The 23,491-nt window shown below is 73.6% G+C and carries 23 protein-coding genes; 16 read left to right on the plus strand and 7 right to left on the minus strand.

Features of this window, described 5'->3' with window-relative positions; genetic code table 11:
- Positions 1-19 precede the first annotated feature (19 nt).
- The 11 genes from JT721_RS06105 to JT721_RS06155 all read left to right on the plus strand — a co-directional run bounded on the left by JT721_RS06105 (position 20) and on the right by JT721_RS06155 (position 11,656).
- The gene (locus JT721_RS06105) at positions 20-1,087 is read left to right on the plus strand and encodes a sulfotransferase family protein (RefSeq protein ID WP_205472044.1); all 1,068 of its coding nucleotides are present in this window, start codon (positions 20-22) and stop codon (positions 1,085-1,087) included.
- Positions 1,084-2,007: a hypothetical protein gene (locus tag JT721_RS06110; RefSeq protein WP_205472045.1), complete on the plus strand. Its 924-nt coding sequence runs from the start codon at positions 1,084-1,086 to the stop codon at positions 2,005-2,007. Before JT721_RS06105 ends, JT721_RS06110 begins: the two co-directional genes overlap by 4 nt.
- Positions 2,008-2,166: 159 nt before the next feature.
- A complete protein-coding gene (locus JT721_RS06115; RefSeq protein WP_205472046.1) occupies positions 2,167-3,069 on the plus strand; it encodes a Rossmann-like and DUF2520 domain-containing protein in 903 nt (300 codons plus the stop codon).
- The gene (gene panC, locus JT721_RS06120; protein ID WP_205472047.1) at positions 3,066-3,956 is read left to right on the plus strand and encodes a pantoate--beta-alanine ligase; all 891 of its coding nucleotides are present in this window, start codon (positions 3,066-3,068) and stop codon (positions 3,954-3,956) included. The genes JT721_RS06115 and panC overlap by 4 nt, the downstream gene beginning before the upstream one ends.
- Positions 3,956-4,375, plus strand: a complete 420-nt coding sequence (gene panD / locus JT721_RS06125) for an aspartate 1-decarboxylase (RefSeq protein ID WP_205472048.1) — start codon at positions 3,956-3,958, stop codon at positions 4,373-4,375. Before panC ends, panD begins: the two co-directional genes overlap by 1 nt.
- Before the next feature lie 9 nt (positions 4,376-4,384).
- Entirely contained in the window at positions 4,385-6,070 is a 1,686-nt protein-coding gene (locus JT721_RS06130; RefSeq protein ID WP_205472049.1) for an L-aspartate oxidase, read from the plus strand.
- Positions 6,067-6,981 (plus strand): carboxylating nicotinate-nucleotide diphosphorylase, encoded by a 915-nt coding sequence (gene nadC / locus JT721_RS06135; RefSeq protein ID WP_307827912.1) that lies wholly within the window; start codon positions 6,067-6,069, stop codon positions 6,979-6,981. The genes JT721_RS06130 and nadC overlap by 4 nt, the downstream gene beginning before the upstream one ends.
- Positions 6,978-7,751 (plus strand): type III pantothenate kinase, encoded by a 774-nt coding sequence (locus JT721_RS06140; RefSeq protein WP_205472050.1) that lies wholly within the window; start codon positions 6,978-6,980, stop codon positions 7,749-7,751. The genes nadC and JT721_RS06140 overlap by 4 nt, the downstream gene beginning before the upstream one ends.
- Positions 7,752-7,905: 154 nt before the next feature.
- Positions 7,906-8,250 carry an Lsr2 family protein gene (locus JT721_RS06145; protein WP_205472051.1) on the plus strand — a complete coding sequence of 115 codons (345 nt, stop codon included), beginning with the start codon at positions 7,906-7,908 and terminating at the stop codon, positions 8,248-8,250.
- A gap of 198 nt (positions 8,251-8,448) precedes the next feature.
- Positions 8,449-8,934 carry a peptidase inhibitor family I36 protein gene (locus JT721_RS06150; protein ID WP_205472052.1) on the plus strand — a complete coding sequence of 162 codons (486 nt, stop codon included), beginning with the start codon at positions 8,449-8,451 and terminating at the stop codon, positions 8,932-8,934.
- A 136-nt stretch (positions 8,935-9,070) separates the two neighbouring features.
- Positions 9,071-11,656: an ATP-dependent Clp protease ATP-binding subunit gene (locus JT721_RS06155; protein ID WP_205472053.1), complete on the plus strand. Its 2,586-nt coding sequence runs from the start codon at positions 9,071-9,073 to the stop codon at positions 11,654-11,656.
- Positions 11,657-11,723: 67 nt separating this feature from the next.
- Here JT721_RS06155 and JT721_RS06160 read toward each other — a convergent pair whose 3' ends face one another.
- Entirely contained in the window at positions 11,724-12,596 is an 873-nt protein-coding gene (locus JT721_RS06160) for an A/G-specific adenine glycosylase (RefSeq protein ID WP_240340213.1), read from the minus strand.
- Between the two features lie 61 nt (positions 12,597-12,657).
- Here JT721_RS06160 and JT721_RS06165 point away from each other — a divergent pair, with 61 nt between their 5' ends.
- Positions 12,658-13,506, plus strand: a complete 849-nt coding sequence (locus JT721_RS06165) for a hypothetical protein (protein ID WP_205472055.1) — start codon at positions 12,658-12,660, stop codon at positions 13,504-13,506.
- 143 nt (positions 13,507-13,649) lie between these two features.
- Here the strand turns inward: JT721_RS06165 and disA are convergent, their stop codons facing one another.
- Together disA and radA are read right to left on the minus strand one after the other, a co-directional pair.
- Positions 13,650-14,732: a DNA integrity scanning diadenylate cyclase DisA gene (gene disA / locus JT721_RS06170; protein WP_307827913.1), complete on the minus strand. Its 1,083-nt coding sequence runs from the start codon at positions 14,730-14,732 to the stop codon at positions 13,650-13,652.
- A gap of 98 nt (positions 14,733-14,830) precedes the next feature.
- Complete coding sequence (gene radA, locus JT721_RS06175; protein ID WP_205472057.1) at positions 14,831-16,246, minus strand: DNA repair protein RadA; 1,416 nt, start codon at positions 16,244-16,246, stop codon at positions 14,831-14,833.
- A 138-nt stretch (positions 16,247-16,384) separates the two neighbouring features.
- Between radA and JT721_RS06180 the strand changes: the two genes are divergently transcribed.
- Positions 16,385-17,419 carry a LacI family DNA-binding transcriptional regulator gene (locus JT721_RS06180; protein WP_205472058.1) on the plus strand — a complete coding sequence of 345 codons (1,035 nt, stop codon included), beginning with the start codon at positions 16,385-16,387 and terminating at the stop codon, positions 17,417-17,419.
- A gap of 110 nt (positions 17,420-17,529) precedes the next feature.
- Here JT721_RS06180 and JT721_RS06185 read toward each other — a convergent pair whose 3' ends face one another.
- The 3 genes from JT721_RS06185 to JT721_RS06195 all read right to left on the minus strand — a co-directional run bounded on the left by JT721_RS06185 (position 17,530) and on the right by JT721_RS06195 (position 19,739).
- Positions 17,530-18,297, minus strand: coding sequence for a class I SAM-dependent methyltransferase (locus JT721_RS06185; RefSeq protein WP_307827914.1), 768 nt, complete (start codon positions 18,295-18,297; stop codon positions 17,530-17,532).
- Positions 18,222-18,860, minus strand: a complete 639-nt coding sequence (locus JT721_RS06190; RefSeq protein ID WP_205472059.1) for a VOC family protein — start codon at positions 18,858-18,860, stop codon at positions 18,222-18,224. The genes JT721_RS06185 and JT721_RS06190 overlap by 76 nt, the downstream gene beginning before the upstream one ends.
- 102 nt (positions 18,861-18,962) lie before the next feature.
- Positions 18,963-19,739 carry a hypothetical protein gene (locus tag JT721_RS06195; protein ID WP_205472060.1) on the minus strand — a complete coding sequence of 259 codons (777 nt, stop codon included), beginning with the start codon at positions 19,737-19,739 and terminating at the stop codon, positions 18,963-18,965.
- 40 nt (positions 19,740-19,779) lie between these two features.
- On the opposite strand from JT721_RS06195, the gene JT721_RS06200 reads away from it, so the two are divergent.
- Positions 19,780-20,721: a Ppx/GppA phosphatase family protein gene (locus tag JT721_RS06200; RefSeq protein WP_205472061.1), complete on the plus strand. Its 942-nt coding sequence runs from the start codon at positions 19,780-19,782 to the stop codon at positions 20,719-20,721.
- Entirely contained in the window at positions 20,718-21,506 is a 789-nt protein-coding gene (locus JT721_RS06205) for a sugar phosphate isomerase/epimerase (protein WP_205472062.1), read from the plus strand. Before JT721_RS06200 ends, JT721_RS06205 begins: the two co-directional genes overlap by 4 nt.
- Before the next feature lie 95 nt (positions 21,507-21,601).
- Here JT721_RS06205 and tsaD read toward each other — a convergent pair whose 3' ends face one another.
- The gene (gene tsaD / locus JT721_RS06210; RefSeq protein ID WP_205472063.1) at positions 21,602-22,681 is read right to left on the minus strand and encodes a tRNA (adenosine(37)-N6)-threonylcarbamoyltransferase complex transferase subunit TsaD; all 1,080 of its coding nucleotides are present in this window, start codon (positions 22,679-22,681) and stop codon (positions 21,602-21,604) included.
- 10 nt (positions 22,682-22,691) lie between these two features.
- Between tsaD and proC the strand changes: the two genes are divergently transcribed.
- Entirely contained in the window at positions 22,692-23,489 is a 798-nt protein-coding gene (proC, locus tag JT721_RS06215) for a pyrroline-5-carboxylate reductase (RefSeq protein WP_205472064.1), read from the plus strand.
- Positions 23,490-23,491 lie beyond the last annotated feature (2 nt).

The following is a 23,491-nucleotide window of genomic DNA, read 5'->3' on the forward strand; positions in this document are numbered from 1 at the left end:
ACCGTTAGTCTGTCGAGTCGTGAGCGAGCGCCCCAGCGACCCCAACGCGTCCGACTATCCCCGTCGGGTGCTGTTCGTCGCCGGCGCCGGGCGCAGCGGCACCAGCACCCTGGCCGGTCTGATGCAGATCCTCGGCCTGCACGTGCCGCGACCCGAGGTCGTGGCCGACGAGACCAACCCCAAGGGCTTCGGCGAGCCCCGCTGGGTGGTCGACAACCACGACCGGCTGCTCAAGGAGGCCGGCGTCCAGGTCAGCGACTCGCGGCCCGAGGCGTGGTTCGAGACCGGCCGGGTCTCGACCCGCGAGCCCGAGCGGATCCGCGCGGCGGAGTGGCTCGACGGCCACTTCGAGGTCTCCCGCGAGCTGGTGGTCAAGGACCCTCGGTTGAGCTGGTTCCTGGGCCTGTGGCGGGTCGCCGCGGTACGCACCGGCGCCACCCCGGTCTTCGCGACCATGCTCCGACCGCCCGCCGAGGTGGTGGGCAGCAAGCAGACCTACTACGCCAACAAGCTCGGCGCCGCCCACCTCACCGCCTCGTGGCTCAACATGCTGCTGCACACCGAGCGGGCCACCCGGGAGTCGGTGGCCGACGGCGGCCGGGTCTTCGTGCGCTACGGCGACCTGCTCACCGACTGGACGCGCACCACGATGCACGTCGGCGAGACGCTCCAGCTCCAGCACGTGCTGCACGCCGACTCCGAGGCGATCCGCGACGGCCACCGGTTCGTCGACCCCAGCCTGCGCCGGATGAGCCAGTCGCTCGACGACCTCGGGCTGCCGCGCCGGCTGCACGAACTCACCGCCCAGACCTGGGCCGAGCTCAACCGGCTCGCCGACCCCGGCGGCGACGTCCCCGAGGTGCACGCGACCCTCGACCAGCTCCGCGAGGCCTACGTCGACCTCTACGAGGAGTCGGCCGCGATCTCGCGCTCGTCGGTCGTCGCGGTGGAGCAGCAGCTGAAGAAGGCCCAGCGGGCAGCCCTCCCGCAGCGGCGCGGCGCCGACCGGGTGCCGCACGGGCTGCGGGCGATGGTGCCGGGCCCGGTGCGGCGCGGCCTGCGCCGCCTGGCCGGGCGCACCCGGTGAGCGCCCCCGGGCAGCGCGCCGCCGGGTTGACCAACCTCGAGGGGCACACCGAGTTCGACATCACCTGGCCCTGGACCCGCGCCGAGGGGCTGCGCCCGGGCACCACCGCGGTGCTACGGGTCAAGGACGAGGCCCGGTCGCTGCCGTTCGTGCTGCCGCCGCTGCTGCGCGCCTGCGACCACGTGCTGGTCGTCGACAACGGCTCGACCGACGGCACCCCGGAGGTCGCCGCCGACGCCGCCGCCCGGGCCGGGCTCGCCGACAAGCTGCAGCAGGCGTCGTACCCCTTCAAGGTCGCGCGCGCCGGCGCCGAGCACCTCGCGACCGACGAGCTGAGCGTCCACTCGCTGCCGTACTTTTACAACTGGTGCTTCAGCCAGGTCACCACCCGCTACTCCTGGAAGTGGGACGGCGACATGGTGCTCACCACCGAGGGGGAGGTCTCGATCCAGGACCTCGGTTGGCAGGTCGGCGACGTGCAGTCGATCATCCGGGTGCCGCGGCACGGGCTCTACCTCGAGTCCGACACCAAGGGCTACCTCGACCTCGGCCTGCGCAACGCCGAGGAGTGGGGCTTCCCGGTCGGCCCGGACTTCGTGTTCACCAAGGCCTACGAGTGGGAGATCCGCACGACGCCGGAGCCGGTGCGCTCGATCGGGCTGCCGCACGGGCTGTGCGTGGAGCTGAAGTACCTCGACGGCGACGAGTTCGCCCACTGGACCGATCCGTCGTCGTTCGCGACGTCGTTCCGCAACAAGCGCAAGCGCCGCGAGTGGGCGGTCTACAACGCGCTGCTCGAGGGCCGGGTGCCCGAGGGCGTCCACGAGATCACCGCCCCGCCCGGGGTCCACGTCGTCGACCACGTCACCCACGACTGGCTGCCCCGCGCCCCGCGCCCGCTCCAGGTGGGACTGCCCTAGCCACCCGCCGGTGTCGGGTACGTCACGTGGCGAACCACTGACGCGACGGGAAGGGCCCGGCGTAGGGTCGGTGTTGCACGGATGTCACAACCAGGCCGTCTGGTACCCACACCGGCCCCGCGAGGGGTGGTCGGAGGGACTGGAACGAAAGGTTCGAGCATGTCCCACCGCCCTGCCCTGCGGGTCGGCGTCATCGGCGCCGGTCGCGTCGGCGCCGTCCTCTCCGCCGCCCTCCGCACCGCCGGCCACGAGGTCGTCGCCGCCGCCGGTGAGTCCGACGCCTCCCGGGGCCGGATCGCCGCCCTGCTGCCCGGCGTCGCCCACGACAAGCCCACCGCGGTGGCCCGGGCCAGCGAGCTGCTGCTGCTCACGGTGCCCGACGACATGCTGCCCAACGTCGTCTCGATGCTCGCCGCCAGCGGCGCGCTCCACGACGGCCAGTACGTCGTGCACACCTCCGGGAGGCACGGCCTGGCCGTCCTGGCGCCCGCCGTCGAGGTGGGCGCCCGGGTGGTCGCCCTGCACCCCGCGATGACCTTCACCGGCACCGCCACCGACCTCGAGCGGCTGTCCGGCTGCGTCTTCGGGCTGACCGCGGGCGAGGGCGAGCGCGCGCTGGCCGAGGGCCTGGTCGCCGACCTCGGCGGTCGCCCGATGTGGGTGCCCGAGGAGATGCGCACGCTCTACCACGCCGGGCTGGCCCACGGTGCCAACCACCTCGTCACGCTGGTGACCGAGGCGATGGAGATCCTCTCCGCCGCCGGTGCGGACGACCCCGCTGGCACCCTGCGCCCGCTGCTGACGGCCGCCCTCGACAACGCCCTCGAGCAGGGTGACGCGGCGCTGACCGGCCCGATCGTGCGCGGCGACGTCGGCACGGTGGCGGCCCACCTCGACGACGTGCGCGCCAACGCGCCGCAGACGCTGGCGTCGTACGTGCAGATGGCCCGGGCCACCCTCGATCGCGCGGTCACCGACGGCCGGCTGCTGCCGATCCGGGCGCTCCGGATCGTGGCGCTGCTCGACGCCGCGGTCGCCCCCGAGGTCTCCCAGCCCCGATGACCACCCCACCGGTCCTCGTGCACAGCCGCGAGGAGCTCTCACACCTGCTCGCGCCGGCCCGCGCTGCCGGCCGCCGGGTCGGCCTGGTGCCGACCATGGGCGCGCTCCACGAGGGGCACGCCAGCCTGATGGCCCTCGCGCGCAAGCACGTCGACGACGGGCCGGTCGTGGTGTCGGTGTTCGTCAACCCGCTCCAGTTCGGCGCGGGGGAGGACCTCGACCGCTACCCCCGCACCCTGGCCGCCGACCTGGAGGTCTGCGCCGCCGAGGGCGTCGACGTGGTCTTCGCGCCGTCGGTAGACGAGGTCTACCCCGGCGGCGACCCCCAGGTGACCGTCGAGCCCGGACCGCTCGCCACCGAGCTCGAGGGTCGCACCCGCCCGGGCCACTTCCGCGGCGTGCTGACCGTGGTGGCCAAGCTGTTCGGCCTGGTCCGCCCCGACGTCGCGGTCTTCGGCGAGAAGGACTACCAGCAGCTGGTGCTGATCCGGCGGATGGTCGCCGACCTGTGCCAGGGCGTCGAGGTCGTCGGCGCGGAGACCCGGCGCGAGGACGACGGCCTGGCGCTCTCGAGCCGCAACCGCTACCTCGAGGCCGAGCAGCGCCACGAGGCCACCGTGCTGAGCCGGGCGCTGCGGGCCGCCCGCGAGGAGGCGAGGTACGGCGCCGCCGCGGCCCTCGACGCCGCGCGTGCCGAGCTCCGCACCGCCGGGGAGGTCGACCTCGACTACCTCGAGCTCCGCACGCCCGACCTCGAGCAGCTGCCCGCCGACGTGCCGCCCGGCACCGAGGCCCGGATCCTCGTCGCCGCCCGGCTCGGCGCCACCCGCCTGATCGACAACCTGCCGCTCGTGCTCTCCGCCCCTACCACCGAAGTGAGTCAGTGATGCTGCGCACCATGATGAAGAGCAAGATCCACCGGGCCACCGTGACCCAGGCGGACCTGCACTACGTGGGCTCGGTCACCGTCGACGAGGACCTCCTCGACGCCGCCGACCTGCTGCCCGGCGAGCTCGTCCACATCGTCGACGTCACCAACGGCGCCCGCCTGGAGACCTACACGATCGCGGGCGAGCGCGGGTCCGGCGTGATCGGCATCAACGGCGCCGCGGCCCGGCTGGTCCACCCCGGCGACGTCGTCATCCTCATCGGCTACGGCCAGATGGAGACCGCCGAGGCCCGCGAGCACCAGCCGCACGTGGTGTTCGTCGACGCCGACAACAGGATCCTCGCGACCGGGTTCGACCCCGCCGAGACCTTCGACGGCCACGGACTGGTCCGCGGCGACACCACCGCGGCCCGCTAGCCTGCTCGGATGCCGTTCCCGCCCGCACCACGGGTGCCCGGTCGCCTCAGCGCGTCGGACCCCGGCTGGACCACGCGCGCCGACGTCGTCGTGATCGGCTCCGGCATCGCCGGGCTGACCGCGGCCCTGCGGCTGCGCGACGCCCCCGACGTCGGCACCGTCCTGGTCGTCACCAAGGACGTGCTCAACGCCGGGTCGACCCAGTGGGCGCAGGGCGGGATCGCCGCCGCGCTGGGGCCGGGCGACACGCCGGCCGAGCACGAGGTCGACACCCTGGTGGCCGGCGCCGGTGCCTGCGATCTCGAGGCGGTGCGGGTGCTGGTCACCGAGGGCCCCGACGCCGTGCGCGAGCTGATCGCGCTCGGCACCAACTTCGACCACAGCCCCGACGGCGAGCTGTCGCTCACCCGCGAGGGGGGCCACCACCGCGACCGGATCGCCCACGCCGGCGGCGACGCCACCGGCGCCGAGATCCAGCGGGCGTTGATCGCCGCGATCGAGGTCTCGCCCGAGATCGAGGTCGTGCAGCACGCGCTGGCCGTCGACCTGCTGCTCGACGCCGGCGGCGGGGTCGCCGGCGTCACCCTCCACGTGATGGGCGAGGGGCAGCGCGACGGCGTCGGCGCCGTCCACTGCCGCGCCGTCGTCCTGGCCTCGGGCGGCCTCGGGCAGGTCTTCTCCCAGACCACCAACCCCGCCGTCGCGACCGGCGACGGCATGGCGCTGGCGCTGCGGGCCGGTGCGACGCTGCGCGACCTGGAGTTCGTGCAGTTCCACCCCACGGTGATGTACCTCGGCCCGGAGTCGCGGGGCCAGCAGCCGCTGATCTCCGAGGCCGTCCGCGGCGAGGGCGCGTTCCTCGTCGACTCCGACGGTCGGCGGTTCATGCAGGGCGAGCACCCGCTGGCCGACCTCGCCCCCCGCGACGTCGTGGCCAAGGCGATCATGCGCCGGATGCTCGAGACCGGCGAGCCGCACATGTGGCTCGACGCACGGCACCTGGGCGCGGCGTTCTGGGAGCGTCGGTTCCCCACCATCCTGGCGACCTGCCGATCCCACGGCGTCGACCCGGTCACCGAGCTGATCCCGGTCGCGCCGGCCTGCCACTACGCCTCGGGCGGGGTGCGCACCGACCTGTGGGGACGCTCCGACGTCCCCGGCCTCTACGCCACCGGCGAGGCCGCCTGCTCGGGCGTCCACGGGGCCAACCGGCTGGCCTCCAACTCGCTGCTCGAGGGCCTGGTGTTCTCCCGGCGGATCGCCGCGGTGCTGCCCGGTGAGCTGCGGCCCTGGTCGGAGCCGGTCGCCGACCGGCGCCGCGCCGGCCTGGTGCCGGGTTCGGCCCGACGCGAGCTGCAGGAGGTGATGACCGGCAAGGTCGGCGTGCTGCGCACCGCCACCGGGCTCGCCGAGGCCGTCGAGGAGCTGACCGCGCTGGCCGGCCGGACCGCCGACGTGGTCGACCTGGAGTCGTGGGAGACCACCAACCTGCTCACCGTGGCCTCGGCGCTGGCGCGGGCCGCCGCGCTGCGCGAGGAGACCCGCGGGTCGCACTGGCGCGAGGACTTCCCCGAGCGCGACGACGTCCGGTTCGCCGGTCACGTCGACGTGGTCTCCGACGACGGCGCCCCGACCCTCCGGCTGGTGCCGGCCCCGGCGACCGACCCCTCCTACCCCACGGTGGTGCCGACGTGATCGCCCGTGTCGCCCACGACGACCTGCCGGTGACGCTCACCGCCGAGCTGACCGCGGCCGGTCTCGACACCGAGCGGGTGCACGCGATGGTGGCCGACGCCTTCGCCGAGGACCTGCCCGGCGACGGCGTCGACGTCACGAGCGCCGCGGTGCCGACCACCGGTCGCGGCGCCGGCGGTTTCGTCGCGCGCGAGCCCGGCGTGGTGGCCGGCCTGGCGATCGCCGAGCTCGCCTTCGTCTACGCCCTCGACGACGACGTCGAGGTCACCGCGCGGGTGCCCGACGGCACCCGGGTCGCCGCCGGCGACACCGTGCTGCGCGTCGAGGGGCCGCTCGAGGGGCTGCTCACTGCCGAGCGCACCGCGCTCAACTTCGCCTCCCACCTCTCCGGCGTCGCCACCGCCACCTCCCACTGGGTCGCCGCGCTCGAGGGCACCCGGGCCCGGGTGCTCGACACCCGCAAGACGCTGCCGGGCTGGCGCGCGCTGCAGAAGTACGCCGTGCGCTGCGGCGGCGGGGTGAACCACCGGTTCAGCCTGGCGGACCGGGCGATGGTCAAGGACAACCACGTGGTCGCGGCCGGCGGCGTGGTGCCGGCGTTCGAGGCGGTGCGGGCGGCGTACCCCGACCTGCGGGTGGAGGTCGAGGTCACCGACCTCGACCAGCTCCGCGAGCTGCTCGAGGCGGGCTGCACCGAGATCCTGCTCGACAACATGCCGAGCGCGACGATGGCCGAGGCGGTCGAGATCACCGCCGGCCGCGCCACCCTCGAGGCGTCGGGCGGCCTCACCCTGGAGCGGGCCCGCGAGGTGGCCGCCACCGGCGTCGACTTCATCTCCGTGGGTGCACTGACCCACTCGGTCACGGTCTTCGACCTCGGGTTCGACCTCGACGAGGACCCCCGGCCGTGACGCTCCTCGCCGCCGACATCGGCAACAGCCACACGATCCTCGGCCTGGTGGCCGACGGCGAAATGGGCGCCGACTGGCGGGTGGCGACCGACGAGCGACGCACCTCCGACGACTGGCTGGTGCTGCTCCGCGGCCTGCTCGGACCGGCCCTCGACGACGTCACCGGTGTCGCGGTCTGCGCGACGGTGCCGGCGGTGCTGCAGGAGTGGCGCGACATGCTGACCCGCCACTTCGGGGAGGTGCCCCACCTCGTGGTCGAGCCGGGCATCCGCACCGGCGTCCCGGTGCTGATGGACAACCCCCGCGAGGTTGGCTCCGACCGGATCATCAACGCCCTGGCCGCGGCCACCCTGCACGGCGGTCCGGCGGTGGTGGTCGACTTCGGCGGCACCGCCACCACGTACGACGTGGTGAGCGCGCAGGGCCAGTACGTCGGCGGCGCGATCACGCCCGGCATCGAGATCTCGCTCGAGGCGCTCGGCCGCCGCGGCGCCCAGCTGCGCAAGGTCGAGCTGGCCAGGCCGCGCTCGGTGATCGCCAAGAACACCGTCGAGGCGCTCCAGTCCGGCGTCCTCTTCGGCGTCGCGGCCCAGGTCGAGGGCATGGTCGCCCGGATGGTCGCCGAGCTGGGCGTGCCGGCCGAGGAGGTCGCGGTGATCTCCACCGGCTACCTCGCGCCGCTGGTCGCCGGCGAGTGCACCTGCTTCACCGTCGACGCACCGTGGCTGACCCTGCAGGGGCTCGAGCTGGTATTCCGGCGCAACACCTGACCACAATTCCCTTTTTGGGCACGGATGTTTAGCAGGTCGATATCGTGGCCGTTTCCGGCCGGTTATCGCGAATTGGCGTGCGGCACCCTTTGTCGGCGATAATCTCCGGCAGTCAGCAATTCGTCTCCCGACGCCAGAAAAGAGATCGCTCCCCATGGCACAGAAGGTGCACATCGTCCTCGAGGACGACATCGACGGCTCCGACGCCAGCGAGACCGTGACGTTCGCGCTGGACGGCACGACCTACGAGATCGACCTCAACGACAAGAACGCCGCGGCCCTGCGCGACGCGCTCGCCCTCTACGTCTCCCACGGCCGCAAGGTCACCGGGGGCGGCCGCCGCGGCGGTGGCCGCCGGTCGTCGGGCTCGAGCGCCGGCGCCTCCGGCGGGGCCAGCCCCAAGGAGATCCGCGAGTGGGCCCGCGAGAACGGCTTCGAGGTCCCCGACCGCGGCCGGGTCTCCGCCGAGGTCCGGCAGGCCTACGAGGCCGCGCACTGATCGCGACTCCCCTGACTCACGCCCGCTGACCCGCGCCGGCTGACCCACGCCCGCCGGGCCGCCCCGCACCAGGGGCGGCCCGGCGTCGTCGTACCGGGGGGATGTCGGTGGCACGGGCACGGGCATGGACGGGGACCGTGCGGGGTAGGAGGTCGCAGACCGGCCCGTCGTCGCGGGCCCCCGAGCCGGAGGTTCCCCATGATCCCTACGTCCGCCCGCGCGGTGCTGGTCGCATCCGCGACCGCGCTCGTCGCGTCCCTGACCGTCGCCACCCCCGCCAGCGCCAAGATCGACGAGGGCCGCAAGGGCTACTTCACGATGTGGCAGGACGACGGCTACGAGGGGCACTCGGAGGCGCGCAAGGGCTACGACACGAACCTCCACAACGACTCCTGCGCCGGCTGCGACTTCGGCCCCGGCGGCGACTTCGGCGACGACATGTCGAGCTTCGTCAACAAGACGCCGTACTGGGTCAAGATCTACGTCAACAAGGAGTACGACTGGGACGACCACGCGCCGTACTACAGCTGGTACTGCGTGCGTCCCTACAGCCACGACGCCGACCTGGGCAACAACAAGGTCAAGGGTCAGCTCGAGGACGAGATCTCGAGCATCGACGTCACCCCCGAGAAGACCAAGCCGATCCTGTGCCGCGACTACCAGGTGATCGGCCACAAGAACTAACGGCCCGGGCCCCGGCCGGAGCCGGTCGGGGTCGTGTTCGCTCTCAGCGGACCACCCTGGCCGGGGTGGGGGGAACGCGTAGGCTGTTCGTGGGGTTGGACTACCCGTACCCCCTGAAGTCTGAGGAGCCTTGCCCATGTTCGAGCGGTTCACCGACCGAGCCCGACGCGTCGTCGTGCTGGCCCAGGAAGAGGCCCGCATGCTGTCGCACAACTACATCGGCACCGAGCACATCCTGCTCGGTCTCATCCACGAGGGTGAGGGCGTGGCGGCCAAGGCGCTCGAGAGCCTCGACATCTCGCTCGAGGCCGTGCGCGCCCAGGTCGAGGAGATCATCGGCCAGGGCCAGCAGGCCCCCAGCGGCCACATCCCCTTCACGCCGCGCGCCAAGAAGGTGCTCGAGCTGTCCCTGCGCGAGGCGCTCCAGCTCGGCCACTCCTACATCGGCACCGAGCACATCCTGCTCGGCCTGATCCGCGAGGGCGAGGGCGTCGCCGCCCAGGTGCTGCAGAAGCTCGGCGCCGACCTCAACCGGGTCCGCCAGCAGGTCATCCAGCTGCTCTCCGGGTTCCAGGGCAAGGAGTCCTCGGCGGCCGCCGCGGCCCAGTCCGGAGCCTCCGGCGACACCCCGTCGTCGTCGCTGGTGCTCGACCAGTTCGGCCGCAACCTGACCCAGGACGCCCGCGAGGGCAAGCTCGACCCGGTCATCGGCCGCGAGCAGGAGATCGAGCGGGTCATGCAGATCCTCTCGCGCCGCACGAAGAACAACCCCGTCCTCATCGGCGAGCCCGGCGTCGGCAAGACCACGATCGTCGAGGGCCTGGCCCAGGACATCGTCAAGGGCAACGTGCCCGAGACGCTCAAGGACAAGCAGATCTACACGCTCGACCTCGGGGCGCTGGTCGCCGGTTCGCGCTACCGCGGTGACTTCGAGGAGCGCCTGAAGAAGGTGCTCAAGGAGATCCGCACCCGCGGCGACATCGTGCTCTTCATCGACGAGATCCACACCCTCGTCGGTGCGGGCGCGGCCGAGGGCGCGATCGACGCCGCCAGCATCCTCAAGCCGATGCTGGCCCGCGGCGAGCTGCAGACCATCGGCGCGACCACCCTCGACGAGTACCGCAAGTACCTCGAGAAGGACGCCGCGCTCGAGCGCCGGTTCCAGCCGATCCAGGTCGCCGAGCCGTCGATCGCCCACACCATCGAGATGCTCAAGGGCCTGCGCGACCGCTACGAAGCCCACCACCGGGTGACGATCACCGACGAGGCACTGGTCTCGGCGGCGACGCTGGCCGACCGCTACATCTCCGACCGGTTCCTGCCCGACAAGGCCATCGACCTGATCGACGAGGCCGGTTCGCGGCTGCGGATCCGCCGGATGACGGCGCCCGCCGACCTGCGCGAGTACGACGAGAAGATCGCCGAGGTGCGGCAGCGCAAGGAGGCCGCGATCGACGGCCAGGACTTCGAGGCCGCCGCGCGCCTGCGCGACGAGGAGAAGCAGCTGATCCTCAAGAAGTCCGACCGCGAGAAGCAGTGGCGGGCGGGCGACATGGACGAGGTCGCGGAGGTCGACGAGGAGCTGATCGCCGAGGTCCTGGCGGTCGCGACCGGCATCCCGATCGTCAAGCTGTCCGAGGAGGAGTCGACCCGGCTGCTCAAGATGGAGGACGAGCTCCACAAGCGCGTCATCGGCCAGGACGAGGCGGTCAAGGCGCTGTCGCGGGCCATCCGCCGTACCCGCGCCGGGCTCAAGGACCCCAAGCGCCCCGGCGGGTCGTTCATCTTCGCCGGCCCCTCGGGCGTCGGCAAGACCTGGCTGTCGAAGACGCTGGCGGAGTTCCTCTTCGGCGACGAGGACGCGCTCATCCAGCTCGACATGTCGGAGTTCGGCGAGAAGCACACCGTCTCGCGGCTGTTCGGCTCGCCTCCCGGCTACGTCGGCTACGAGGAGGGCGGCCAGCTCACCGAGAAGGTGCGGCGCAAGCCGTTCTCGGTGGTGCTCTTCGACGAGGTCGAGAAGGCGCACCCCGACATCTTCAACAGCCTGCTGCAGATCCTCGAGGAGGGTCGTCTCACCGACTCGCAGGGCCGGGTGGTCGACTTCAAGAACACCGTCATCATCATGACCACCAACCTCGGCACCCGCGACATCGCCAAGGGCATCAACCTCGGCTTCCAGCAGTCCGGTGACGCGGCCGGCTCCTACGAGCGGATGAAGGGCAAGGTGTCGGAGGAGCTCAAGCAGCACTTCCGGCCCGAGTTCCTCAACCGCGTCGACGAGGTCATCGTCTTCCCGCCGCTCTCGCAGGAGCAGATCGTGGCCATGGTCGACAACATGGTCGCCGCGGTCGAGGTCCGGCTGCGCGACCGCGACATGCAGCTCGAGCTGACCCAGCGGGCCAAGAACCTGCTGGCGGAGCGGGGCTTCGACCCGGTGCTGGGGGCGCGGCCGCTGCGCCGCACGATCCAGCGCGAGATCGAGGACGTGCTGGCCGAGAAGATGCTGTTCGGCGAGGTCGGCCCGGGCCAGATCGTGCTGGTCGACGTCGAGGGCGAGGGCCCGACGGCGACGTTCAGCTTCTCGGGCCAGAAGGTCGCGGCGCTGCCCGACCTGCCGCCGTTCGAGCCGGCCGGCGTCGAGCTCGGCGAGACCCTGCCCGAGGGCCCGGACGACTCCGAGGACCCGGTCGACGTCCCGCGCTCGGGTACCGACGACTGACGCTCCCAGCCAGCACCGACCCCCGGTGACCCCGTGCAAGCACGGGGGTCACCGGGGGTCGGTGCGTCTAGGGCAGGGCGTACGTCGTCGGGCCGGTCGCGACCGCCAACCCGTCGGCGACCAGCGAGGCCAGGCACCGCTCCCGCTGCCCGGCGTCGGGCCAGGTGGCGTCGAGCCGGCGCTTGTCGACCGCTCCCTCGGCCTCGCGCAGCACCGCCATCAGCCGGCCACGGCACTGCCGGTCGGTGCCCTGCCAGGCCTGGCCCCGGCGGGGCGGGCCGTCGTGGGCGGGGTGGCCGGCCAGCCGCCAGGCGCACCGGTCACGCAGCGGGCAGGTCTCGCACGCCGGCCGGGCGGCCGTGCAGACCAGCGCGCCGAGCTCCATCACCGCGACCGCCCAGGTCGCCGCGGTGGGCGCGTCGTCGGGGAGCAGGCCGGCGGCGAGGTCGCGCTCGGCCCGGGTGACCGAGACCGGCGCCAGCTCGGTGCCGGAGACCGCTCGGGCCAGCACCCGGCGCACGTTGGTGTCGAGCACGACGTGGCGCTGGCCGAAGGCGAAGCTGGCGACGGCGGCCGCGGTGTAGTCGCCGACGCCCGGCAGCGCGAGCAGGTCGGCGTGGTCGTCGGGCACCTCGCCGCCGTGCCGGTCCACGATGGCGACCGCCGCGGCGTGCAGCCGCAGCGCCCGGCGGGGGTAGCCCAGCCGACCCCAGGCGCGCACCGCCTCGCCGACCGGCTCGGCCGCCAGGTCGGCTGGGGTCGGCCACCGCTCCAGCCAGGCGGCGTGCACCGGCAGCACGCGGGTCACCGGCGTCTGCTGGAGCATCAGCTCCGAGACCAGCACCGACCACGGCGAGGCCTCGGGCCGCCGCCACGGCAGGTCGCGGGCGTGCGCGTCGTACCAGTGGAGCACGGGCCCGTGCAGGTCGGTCGCGGTCATCGCCGCCATTCTCCCGGCGTGGGTACGACGCCGGGCCGCCCCCGGTGCCTACGGTGTCCCCATGCCGCGGACCGTTCGGGGATCACTGCCGCCGCAGGTGTACTGGCGGCGTCGGATGGTCGTGCTCGGCGCGGCCCTGGTGCTCGTGTTCGGCATCGCCAAGGTGCTCGGCAACGGCAGCGACGGAGCCGACGACCAGGCCGTCGACGACGCCCGGGCCAGCCAGGCGGCCGCCGACGCGTCGCCCGAGGCGGACTCCGGGTCGGACGACCCGACGCCGAGCGCGGACCCGACCCCCTCGCAGCCCACGCTGCCCGAGCCCACGGGACCCTGCGACGCCGCCGACCTGACCGTCACCCCGGTGGTGAAGAAGCCGGTGGCCGGCCGCACGGTCAAGATCGTGCTCAACGTGCAGTCGATGGAGGCCGAGGCGTGCACCTGGTCGGTCTCGTCGGAGACGCTGACCATGAAGATCACCTCGGGCTCCGACGACATCTGGTCGAGCCAGGAGTGCCCGGCCTCGATCAAGCCGCGCGAGGTCGTCGTCCGCAAGGTGCTGCCCGGCAAGACCAAGGTGTGGTGGAACGCCCGCCGCTCCGACGAGGAGTGCACCAACCGCACCGCCTGGGCGCTGCCCGGCTACTACATCGTCCAGGCTGCCGCGCTGGGCGGCGAGCCGCTCGACACCCAGTTCCGCCTGACCGCGCCGGTCGCCGACACGGTCACCCAGTCGCCCGACCCGCAGGGCGGCAAGCAGACCAAGGGGCCTAGGCCCGGCAACGGCCAGGCTGGCGATCAGACCGGCAATCAGGCCGGTCAGCAGGGCGGCAACCAGGGCGGCAACCAGGGCGGTCAGCAGGGTGGCCGGCCCAGCGGGTCGCCGTCGGGTGCGGTCGAGCCGAACGGCTGAACCTCCCCGCGCGGGCGGCGGTCCCGAGCGCACCCATGGCGCACAGGCGTGGTTCGTGCGGCCGCCCGGGGTGACCCGGGCGCACCAACGGCGCACAGGCGCGGTTCGGGCGGTCGTCGAACGATCCCGACCCGCGCCGACCCTCAGACGTACCGCTCGAGGATCGTCGACTCGGCCAGTCGGCTGAGCCCCTCGCGCACCGACTTCGCGCGCAGCTCGCCGACGCCCTCGACCAGCTGGAGGTCCTCGATGCTGGCGGCCAGCAGCTTCTGCAGGGTGCCGAAGTGCTCGACCAGCCGGTCGACCACCGACGACGGCAGCCGCGGCACCTTGGCGAGCAGCCGGTAGCCGCGGGGGGTGACGGCGCCGTCGAGGTGCTCGCCGTTCCCGAGCCCCAGGACGCGGGCGGCCGACGCGGGGTCGACCAGCTCGGTGGGGGAGAGGGCGCCGAGCCGCTCGAGCAGCTGCTCGGGGCTCTTGGTGCGGCGGCCGCTGGGCAGGTAGTCGCGGATCACCAGCTCGCGCTCGGCGTCGACGCCGGTGACGAGCTCCTCGAGCTGGAGCGAGAGCAGCCGGCCGTCGGTGCCGAGCTCGAGCACGTAGTCCTCGATCTCGCTGGCGATCCGGGTGACCATCTCGAGCCGCTGGGCGACCACGGCGACGTCGCGCACGGTGACCAGGTCCTCGATCTCGAGCGCCGACAGGGTGCTGGACACCTCGTCGAGGCGGAGCTTGTAGCGCTCCAGGGTGGCCAGCGCCTGGTTGGCGCGCGACAGGATCTGACCGGCCTCCTCCAGCACGTGCCGGGTCTCGCCGACGTACGCCGCGATGATCTGCATCGACTGCGACACCGAGATCACCGGGAAGCCGGTCTGCCGGGCCACGCGGTCGGCGGTGCGGTGTCGGGTGCCGGTCTCGTCGGAGGGGATCGTGTGGTCGGGCATCAGGTGCACCGCGGCCTTGAGGATGCGGGTGACGTCCTTGTCGATGATGATCGCGCCGTCCATCTTGGCCAGCTCGCGCAGCCCGGTGGCGGTGAACGGGACGTCGAGGTCGAACCCGCCCGTCGCGATCGACTCCACGACGCGGTCGGTGCCGAGCACGATCAACGCGCCGGTGCGCCCGCGCAGGATCCGCTCGAGCCCGTCGCGCAGCGGGGTGCCGGGTGCGATCGAGGCGAGGGTCGCCCTCAGGCGCAGCGTGTCGTCGTCGCGGTCGACCGCCACGGAAGCCCTCCCCATGCAGCGGCGCCGAGTCGGCGGCACCTGTCGTCGTGTGTCGGCAGTCTAGACGGTGCGGGGGCTGCGGTCGGGGGGAACGGGGTTCAGCTGTCGGCGATGGGCCGCAGCGGACGGGGCCGGTCGCCGGTGAGCCGCAGCAGGCGGAGCGCGGAGGCGATGTCGGGTACGTCGAGCACCCGCATGCCGTCGACCGTCCACGACTCGGGCGCCCGGGGCCCGCTGGCGGAGCGGTCGCTCGGCACGACCGCGACGCCGAAGCCGAGCCGGGCGGCCTCGGCCAGGCGCTGCGGCAGGTCGCGCACCCGGCGCAGCTCGCCGGCGAGTCCCAGCTCGCCCATGGCGACCACGCCGGCCGGCGGGGCGGTGCCGGAGCAGGCCGAGGCGATCGCGATCGCCAGCGCGAGGTCGCTGGCCGGCTCGCCGAGCCGGGCGCCGCCGACCGTGGAGGCGAACACGTCGTAGTTGTGCAACCGGACGCCGACGTGCTGCTGGAGGACGGCGAGCACCATGGCGACCCGCGAGGAGTCGAGGCCCGAGGTGGCCCGCCGCGGGCGCTCGGCCGGGCTGGGCGTGACCAGCGCCTGCACCTCGGCCAGCATCGGCCGGCGTCCCTCCATCATCACCGCCACGCACGAGCCCGGCACCCGGCCGGTCTGGTGCTCGACGAAGAGCCCGGTGGGGTCGGCGACGGCGGTGATGCCCTCCGAGGAGAGGTCGAAGCAGCCGACCTCGTCGACCGGGCCGAACCGGTTCTTCATCGCGCGCACCATGCGGAACCGGGAGTTGCGGTCGCCCTCGAAGTGGAGGACCACGTCGACGAGGTGCTCGAGCACGCGCGGCCCGGCGATGGACCCCTCCTTGGTGACGTGGCCGACCAGCACGGTGGTGATGTTGTGGGTCTTGGCGGTGCGCACCAGGGCCGCGGAGACCTCCTTCACCTGGGTGACGCCGCCGGGCACGCCCTCGACGCCGGACGCGCCGATCGTCTGCACCGAGTCGATGACCAAGAGCTCGGGACGGACCTGCTCCACGTGGGTGAGCACGGCGCCGAGGTCGGTCTCGGCGGCGAGGTAGAGCTCGTCGTGGACGCCGCCGGTGCGGTCGGCGCGCAGCCGCACCTGGGAGGCAGACTCCTCGCCGCTGACGTAGAGGGTGCGGCGCTGGTAGCGGGCGGTCTGCGCGGCGACCTCGAGCAGCAGCGTGCTCTTGCCGACGCCGGGCTCGCCGGCGAGGAGGATCACCGCGCCCGGCACCAGCCCGCCGCCGAGCACCCGGTCGAGCTCGGGGACCCCGCTGGTGCGCGACTGCGACTGCTCCACCGACACCTGGCCGATGGGCACGGCCGGCGTGGAGACGGGGCCGGCGGCGGCGCGGACGGCGGGCGCGGCGGCCTCGGCAACCGACCCCCAGGTCTGGCACTCGCCGCAGCGGCCGACCCACTTGCCGGTCTCCCAGCCGCACTCGGTGCAGCGGTAGGCAGGGCGGGGTGTCTTCGGCATGCCGGGAACGCTAGACGTGGGGGCCGACAGCCGGTCCCGCGACTCGCACCCCCACGGGTGAGCCCGCGGCTATCCTGCCTTGGAACGATCCAGCCCATGACCGCGCCCGGGACGGCCAGCACGCGAAGGAGGCCCGCGATGACGCCGAGCCTCGGCCGGTCCGCCAACGGCTCACCGCCCACGCTCGCCGACGTCGCGGAACGGGCCGGCGTCTCCCGGCAGACGGTCTCGAACGCCGTCAACAACCCCGACCTGCTGCGCGCCGACACCCTGGCCCGCGTGCAGCTCGCGATCGACGAGCTGGGCTACCTGCCCAACCGGGCGGCCCGCAACCTGCGCACCCGCGCCTCCCACCTGATCGGCCTGCGGATCCTGCCCGCCCAGGAGGGCACGGCGAACGCGACCATGGACCGCTTCGTGCACTCGCTGGTCGAGGCGTCCCGCGAGGCCGGCTACCACGTGCTGCTGTTCACAGGCGACCCCACCGACCCCGTCGCCGGCTACGACGACCTGCTGCGCTCCACGGCCGTCGACGCCTTCGTCGTCACCGACACCTACCTCGGCAACCCGCAGGCGGCGTGGCTGGCCGGCCGGCGGGCGCCGTTCGTCGCCTTCGGCCGCCCCTGGGACGACCCGGGAGCCGACCACCCGTGGGTCGACGTCGACGGTGCGGCCGGCGCCGAGCTGGCCACCAAGCACCTCATCGGGCGCGGCCACGAGCGGATCGCCTGGCTGGGCTGGCGCAAGGACTCCTTCATCGGCGAGGACCGGCGCTCGGGCTGGACCCGCGCGATGCGCGCCCACGGCTTCGCCACCACCGGGCTCGCCTCCCGCACCGAGGACACCGTGGCCTCCGGCCGGGAGGCGAGCGCGGTGCTGCTCGACGAGGCGGTGCCCTCGGCGTTCGTGTGCGCCTCCGACACCCTGGCGATGGGCGTGCTGCACACCCTCGCCGAGCGCGGCCTCCACCCCGGGCGGGACGTGGCGGTGGTGGGCTTCGACGACTCGATGGTCGCCCAGCTGGTGCCGCCGGGCCTGACGTCGGTGCGCCAGCCGCTGGAGGAGGTCGCGGTGATGGTGGTCCGCGCCCTCGAGGGCCTGCTGTCCCACCCGCCCCGCCGCGCCGACGACGTGCTGCTCACCCCGGCGCTGACGGTGCGCGGGTCGAGCTGAGGTGCGGCTGCGGGTGGTTTCCCCGGTGAACCGGGGAAACCCTCACTTCTCGGCCAGAACTCTGGCCGAGAAGTCGCGGTTCTGGCCGAGAAGTCCCGACCGGGCCGGCGTCACCAGCGCCGCGACCACACGTTGACGGCGTAGTCGACCTCGAGCCCCTCGTGCTCGGCCAGGACCTGCTCCGCGACGTCCCCCGGCAGCTCGATCCGGACGACGGCCTCCAGGTCGGCCCGCGACGGGAACGACCACCCCATGTCGACCGGGGTGCGGGTCCAGCCGTGGGTCGACCACCACCGCTCGACAACCGCGGGGTCGACCTCGGGGTAGCCGCGGCGGAACCAGCCGCCGAACGTCGAGCGCGTCGGGTCGTTGTCGACCACCACTGCGACGCCGCCGCGCCGGACCACCCGGTCGAGCTCGCGCAGCCCCGGCTCGGCGCCCGGACCGAAGAAGTACGCCCACCGCGCGTGCACGACGTCGACCGACGCGTCCGGCAGCGGCAGCGCCTGGGCCAGCCCCTGCTCGACCCGCACGTTGGCGAGGCGGCGGGTGCGGCGACGGGCGATCGCGACCAGGTCGCCGTGCGGCTCGACGCCGGTCACCGACCGCGCGTCGGCGGCGAAGAACGGCAGGTGGAAGCCGGTGCCGCAACCCAGGTCGAGCACGTCGCGGCCGGTCCAGTCGGCGGTCGCGCGCAGCGTGGCGGCGAGGTGGCCGTGCGGGTCGACCGCGCGGTTCTCGATCTCGTACGTCGCGGTGTGGTGCCAGATGTTGGGGCTCGGCCGGGCCCCGTCGGTGACGCTCAGATCCGGACGAGACCGGCGGGCGTCTGCACCTGCACGGCGATGATGCCGGGCGTGCCGTGCGGCGCGGCCCACTCGACCTTGACGTCCTCCAGCGGCGCCTCGACGGTCTCGCCGAGCCACTCGCTGACCCGGTGGGGGTCGCCGGCGATCTCCAGGCAGGCCAGGAAGACCTCGGGGTCGGCGCCGGTGCTCGGGTGGAGCTCGGCCGGCGACTCCCACTGCACGAAGAACGGCAGCTGGGGGTCGGCGATCAGGCCGTTGACGCCGATCTGCTTCCAGCGCAGCTCGGTGCCGTCGGGGCGGTGCCGGTTGCCGTTGACCGCACCGCGGCCGAGGCGCTCCTCGACGGTGGCGATGTCGTCGACGGCGACGACCCAGCCGAGCCAGCCGCCGCCCGCGGCCGAGCGGGCCCGCACGGCCTGGCCGAAGGGCGCCTTGTCGGACGCGGGGTGGTCGAGGACCTCGACGACCTCGAGGTAGGTGCCGCCACCCATGGGCAGCGTCATGTTGCGGGTGCCGAAGCGCGGGTGCACGCCGCCGTCGACGAACTCACGGCCGAGCAGCGCGCCGATCCGGGCGGCCGTGCCGGCCAGTCCGTCGGGTCCGGCGGCGTAGGAGAGGTGATCCAGGCGCATGCAGAGATTGTGCGCAACGTCGTCGCGGAGCGCCGCATCGGGGTCGGGGTCTCTCGACGTCGAGAAGTCAAGGACTGGACGAGCGGCGGGTCGGCTGTCGCGTCAGCGCGGGTCCGCAGGGTGCAGCGCCAGCTGCGAGCGCGAGGCGAGGTGGGCCTCGCAGTGCCGCACCAGCTCGGCGTACGCCGCCGCGCCGATCAGCTCGCTCAGCTCGGGGGCGTGGGTGACGTAGACGGGGTCGGGGGCGGTGTGGGCCTCGGTGTTGCCCGAGCAGTACCAGTCGAGGTCGTGCCCGCCCGGTCCCCAGCCGCGGCGGTCGTACTCGCCGATCGAGACCTCGGTGTAGGACGTGCCGTCCTGACGCTCCACCTCGCGGAAGGTGCGTCGCATCGGCAGCTGCCAGCAGACGTCGGGCTTGGTCTCCAGCGGGTTGCGGCCCTGCAGCAGTGCGAGCCCGTGCAGCGCGCAGCCGGCGCCGCCCCGCCCGGTGAGCGGCGCGAAGTCGCTGCGGTTGTGGAAGACGCACGCCTGCTGGCCGTCGACCTCCACCGCCAGCGTCTTGCGCTCGCCGTCCTCGTCGACCTCGATCCAGTCGCGCTTCCTGACCTTGCGCCCGGGGTGCAGCTGCCACTGGTCGGGGGTCAGCTGGGCCACGAACGCCGCGACCCGCTGCTCGTCCTCGTCGTCGGCGAAGTGGGCGCCGAGGGTGCAGCAGCCGACGTCGGGGGCGTCGGCGTAGATGCCCTGGCAGCCCTGCCCGAAGATGCACTGGTAGCGCGAGGTGAGCCAGGTGAGGTCGCAGCGCAGCACCTCGGAGGGGTCTGCGGGGTTCTGGAACTCGACCCAGGCGCGGGGGAACACGAGGTCGACTTCGGGCACCGGACAACCCTACGTGTGCCGGCCGAGTAGCGTGGGATCCATGCGCGTGGGCGTCCTGGACATCGGGTCCAACACCGGGCACCTGCTGGTCGTCGACGCCCACGGCGGCGCGGCTCCGCTGCCGGCGTTCTCGTTCAAGCAGCCGCTGCGGCTGGCCGAGCACCTCGACGCCGGCGGCGCCGTCACCCAGACCGGGATCGACGCCCTGGCGTCGTTCACGGCCGAGTCGACGACGGTGGCCGAGGACAAGGGCTGCGAGGACATGCTGGCGTTCGCCACGTCGGCGGTCCGCGACGCGGTGAACTCCGAGGACGTCCTCGACCAGGTGCACGAGCGCACCGGCGTGCGGATCGAGGTGCTCTCGGGCGAGGACGAGGCCCGGTTGACCTTCCTCGCCGTGCGCCGCTGGTTCGGCTGGTCGGCCGGGCGGCTGGCGGTCTTCGACATCGGTGGTGGCTCCCTCGAGATCGCGGCCGGCGGCGACGAGGCCCCCGACGTGGCGTGGTCGCTGCCGCTCGGCGCGGCCCGGTTGGCGCGCCAGTTCTTCGGCGGTCGCGCACCGGGCGAGGACGACATCCGGGCGCTGCGCCGCCAGATCCGCGGTGAGATCGCCCGCGACGCCGGCCACCTGCTGCGCGCCGGCGCGCCCGACCGGGCCGCGGCGACGTCGAAGACCTTCCGGTCGCTGGCCCGGATCTGCGGCGCCGCGCCGTCGGGCGACGGCGCGCTGGTGCCCAGGGTGCTGGCGCTCGATGCGCTGGCCGACTGGATCCCCAAGCTGGTCACGATGTCGCCCGACGAGCTGGCCGCACTGCCGGGGGTGTCGCCGAGCCGCACCCACCAGATCGTGCCCGGCGCGCTGGTCGCCGAGGCCTGCATGGACATCTTCGACCTGGCTGAGCTCGAGGTGTGCCCGTGGGCCCTGCGGGAGGGCGTGATCCTCGAGCGCCTCGACCAGCTCTCGGTCCTGGGTCGGCCGTGACCCGGGTCGGCCTCTCGACGTCGTCGGTCTACCCCGAGTCGTCCGCCCACGCCTTCGCCTACGCCGCCACCCTCGGCTACGACGCGGTGGAGGTGATGGTGGGCATCGACGCGCTCAGCCAGCAGACCTCCGCGGTCAAGCAGCTCTCCGACCACCACGACATCCCGGTCTCGGCGGTGCACGCCCCCTGCCTGCTGTTCACCCAGCGGGTCTGGGGCACCGAGCCCTGGGGCAAGCTCGAGCGCTCGGCCGAGATGGCCGCCGAGGTCGGCGCCGAGGTGGTGGTCGTGCACCCGCCGTTCCGCTGGCAGAGGGAGTACGCCGCCGGCTTCGTCGACGGCATCGCCGCGCTGGAGGAGTCGACCGGGATCGCGTTCGCGGTCGAGAACATGTACCCGTGGCGGGCCTCGCAGCGGCGCGGGATGGAGATGTACCTCCCGGGCTGGGACCCCTCCGCGGAGCCGTACGCCAACACCACCATCGACCTCTCCCACGCCGCGATCGCCCGCTCCGACGTGATCGCGATGGCCGACCGCCTCGGCCCGCGGCTGCGCCACGTCCACCTGACCGACGGCACCGGGTCGGCCAAGGACGAGCACCTGGTGCCCGGGCGCGGCACCACCGGCGCCGCGGAGTTCCTGCGCCACCTCGCCACCACGGGGTTCGCGGGCGAGATCGTGGTCGAGATCAACACCCGCAAGGCCGGCACCCGCGAGGCCCGGGAGGCCGACCTCCGTGCGTCGCTGGAGTTCGCCCGCGAGCACTTCTTCGCGACGAGTCCCTGAGCGGGTTCGCGCTTGTAACGCGGGGTTATCCGAGCTGGTGCGCCCCTACAAGGGCGCACCAGTTCTGATAAACGGGCGTTACAAGGGGCCCGCCGTCAGCCGGCCAGCTGCGCGAGCCGCAGCTCCACGGTGGAGCGCGCGGCGAGGTCGAGGGGGGACGGCGTCGCGCCGTCGCGCACCAGCAGGTCGCCGATGGCCGCGATCATCGCGCCGTTGTCGGTGCACAGCCGCGGCGGGGGCACCCGCAGCTCGATGCCGGCGGCGTCGCAGCGCTCCTGGGCCAGCGCCCGGATCCGGCTGTTGGCGGCGACCCCACCCACCATGACCAGCGTCGTCACGTCGTGCAGCTGGCAGGCGCGCACCGCCTTGCGGGTCAGGGTGTCGGCCACGGCCTCCTGGAACGACGCCGCGATGTCGGCGGTGGTCACGCCCGGGTCGGGCTTGGCGACGTAGCGGGCCACCGCGGTCTTCAGCCCCGAGAACGAGAACCCCAGCTCGGGGTCGCGCTGCCCGGTGAGCGGTCGCGGGAACCGCACCGCGGCCCGGTCGCCGTCGACGGCGGCTCGGTCGATCGACGGACCGCCGGGGTAGGGCAGCCCGATCAGCCGCGCCACCTTGTCGAACGCCTCGCCCGCGGCGTCGTCGAGGGTGTCGGAGAGGTGCACGATCGGGGTGCGCACCAGGTCCTCCACGAGCAGCAGCGAGGTGTGCCCGCCCGACACGATCAGGCAGATGCTGCGCTCGGGCAGCGGCCCGTGCACGAGGGTGTCGGCCGCCGCGTGCCCGGCGAGGTGGTGGACGCCGTAGAGCGGTACGCCGAGCGCCAGCGCCGACGCCTTCGCCGCGGCCACCCCGACGTGCAGGGCGGTGACCAGGCCGGGCCCGGCGGTCACCGCGACCGCGCCCACCTGGTGCCACTCGATCCCGGCGCGCTCGCGGGCCTCCTCCATGGTGGGCGTGATCGCGTGCACGTGGGCGCGGGCCGCGATCTCGGGCACCACGCCGCCGAACCGGACGTGCTCGTCGATGCTCGAGGCCAGCGCGTCGCCGAGCAGCTCGCCGTCACGCACGAAGCCGACCCCGGTCTCGTCGCACGAGGTCTCGATGCCCATCACGATCGTCACGGGGTCGATCCTCTCAGGGCGGCGGGTGACCCTCGAGCCGCGACCTGACATCGTTGGCCGCATGTCCCAGATCGCGATCCTCGGCGGCGGTGTCATGGGCGAGGCCGTCCTCGCCGGTCTGCTGCGCTCCGGCCGTGCCGCCGACACCGTCCTGGTGGGCGAGAAGCGCGCCGAGCGGGCCGCCGAGCTCGCCGAGCGGCACGGCGTCCGCGTGGTCGACAACGTCGAGGCGGCCGTCGCCGACACGGTGGTGCTGGTGGTCAAGCCGCAGGACGTGCCGGGGGTGCTCGACGAGATCGCCCCCGCGCTCCGCGACGGTCAGCTGGTCGTCTCGCTCGCAGCGGGCGTCACCACGGACGCGATCGAGGCGCGGGTGCCGTCCGGCGTCGCGGTCGCCCGGGTGATGCCCAACACCCCGGCCCTGCTCGGCGAGGGGATGGCCGCGGTCTCGCCCGGCTCGACGTGCTCGGAGGGGCAGCTCGCGGTCGCCGAGGAGCTGATGGCCGTCGTCGGCCGCGTGGCCCGGGTGCCCGAGGCGCAGCAGGACGCCGTGACCGCGGTGAGCGGCTCCGGCCCGGCGTACGTCTTCCTGGTCGCCGAGGCGATGATCGAGGCCGGCGTCCACCTCGGCCTGCCGCGGGCCACCGCCCACGAGCTGGCGGTGCAGACGATCGTCGGCGCCGCCACCATGCTGCGCGACGGCGAGACCCACCCCACGGTCCTCCGCGAGCAGGTCACCTCGCCCGGGGGTACGACGGCCGCGGCGCTCGGCCGCCTCGAGCACCACGGCGTGCGCGCGGCGTTCCTCGACGCCCTCGCTGCCGCCCGCGACCGCTCCCGCGAGCTCGCCGACGACTGAGC

The sequence above is a fragment of the Nocardioides sp. SYSU D00038 genome (assembly GCF_016924665.1).
Classification (GTDB): domain Bacteria; phylum Actinomycetota; class Actinomycetes; order Propionibacteriales; family Nocardioidaceae; genus Nocardioides.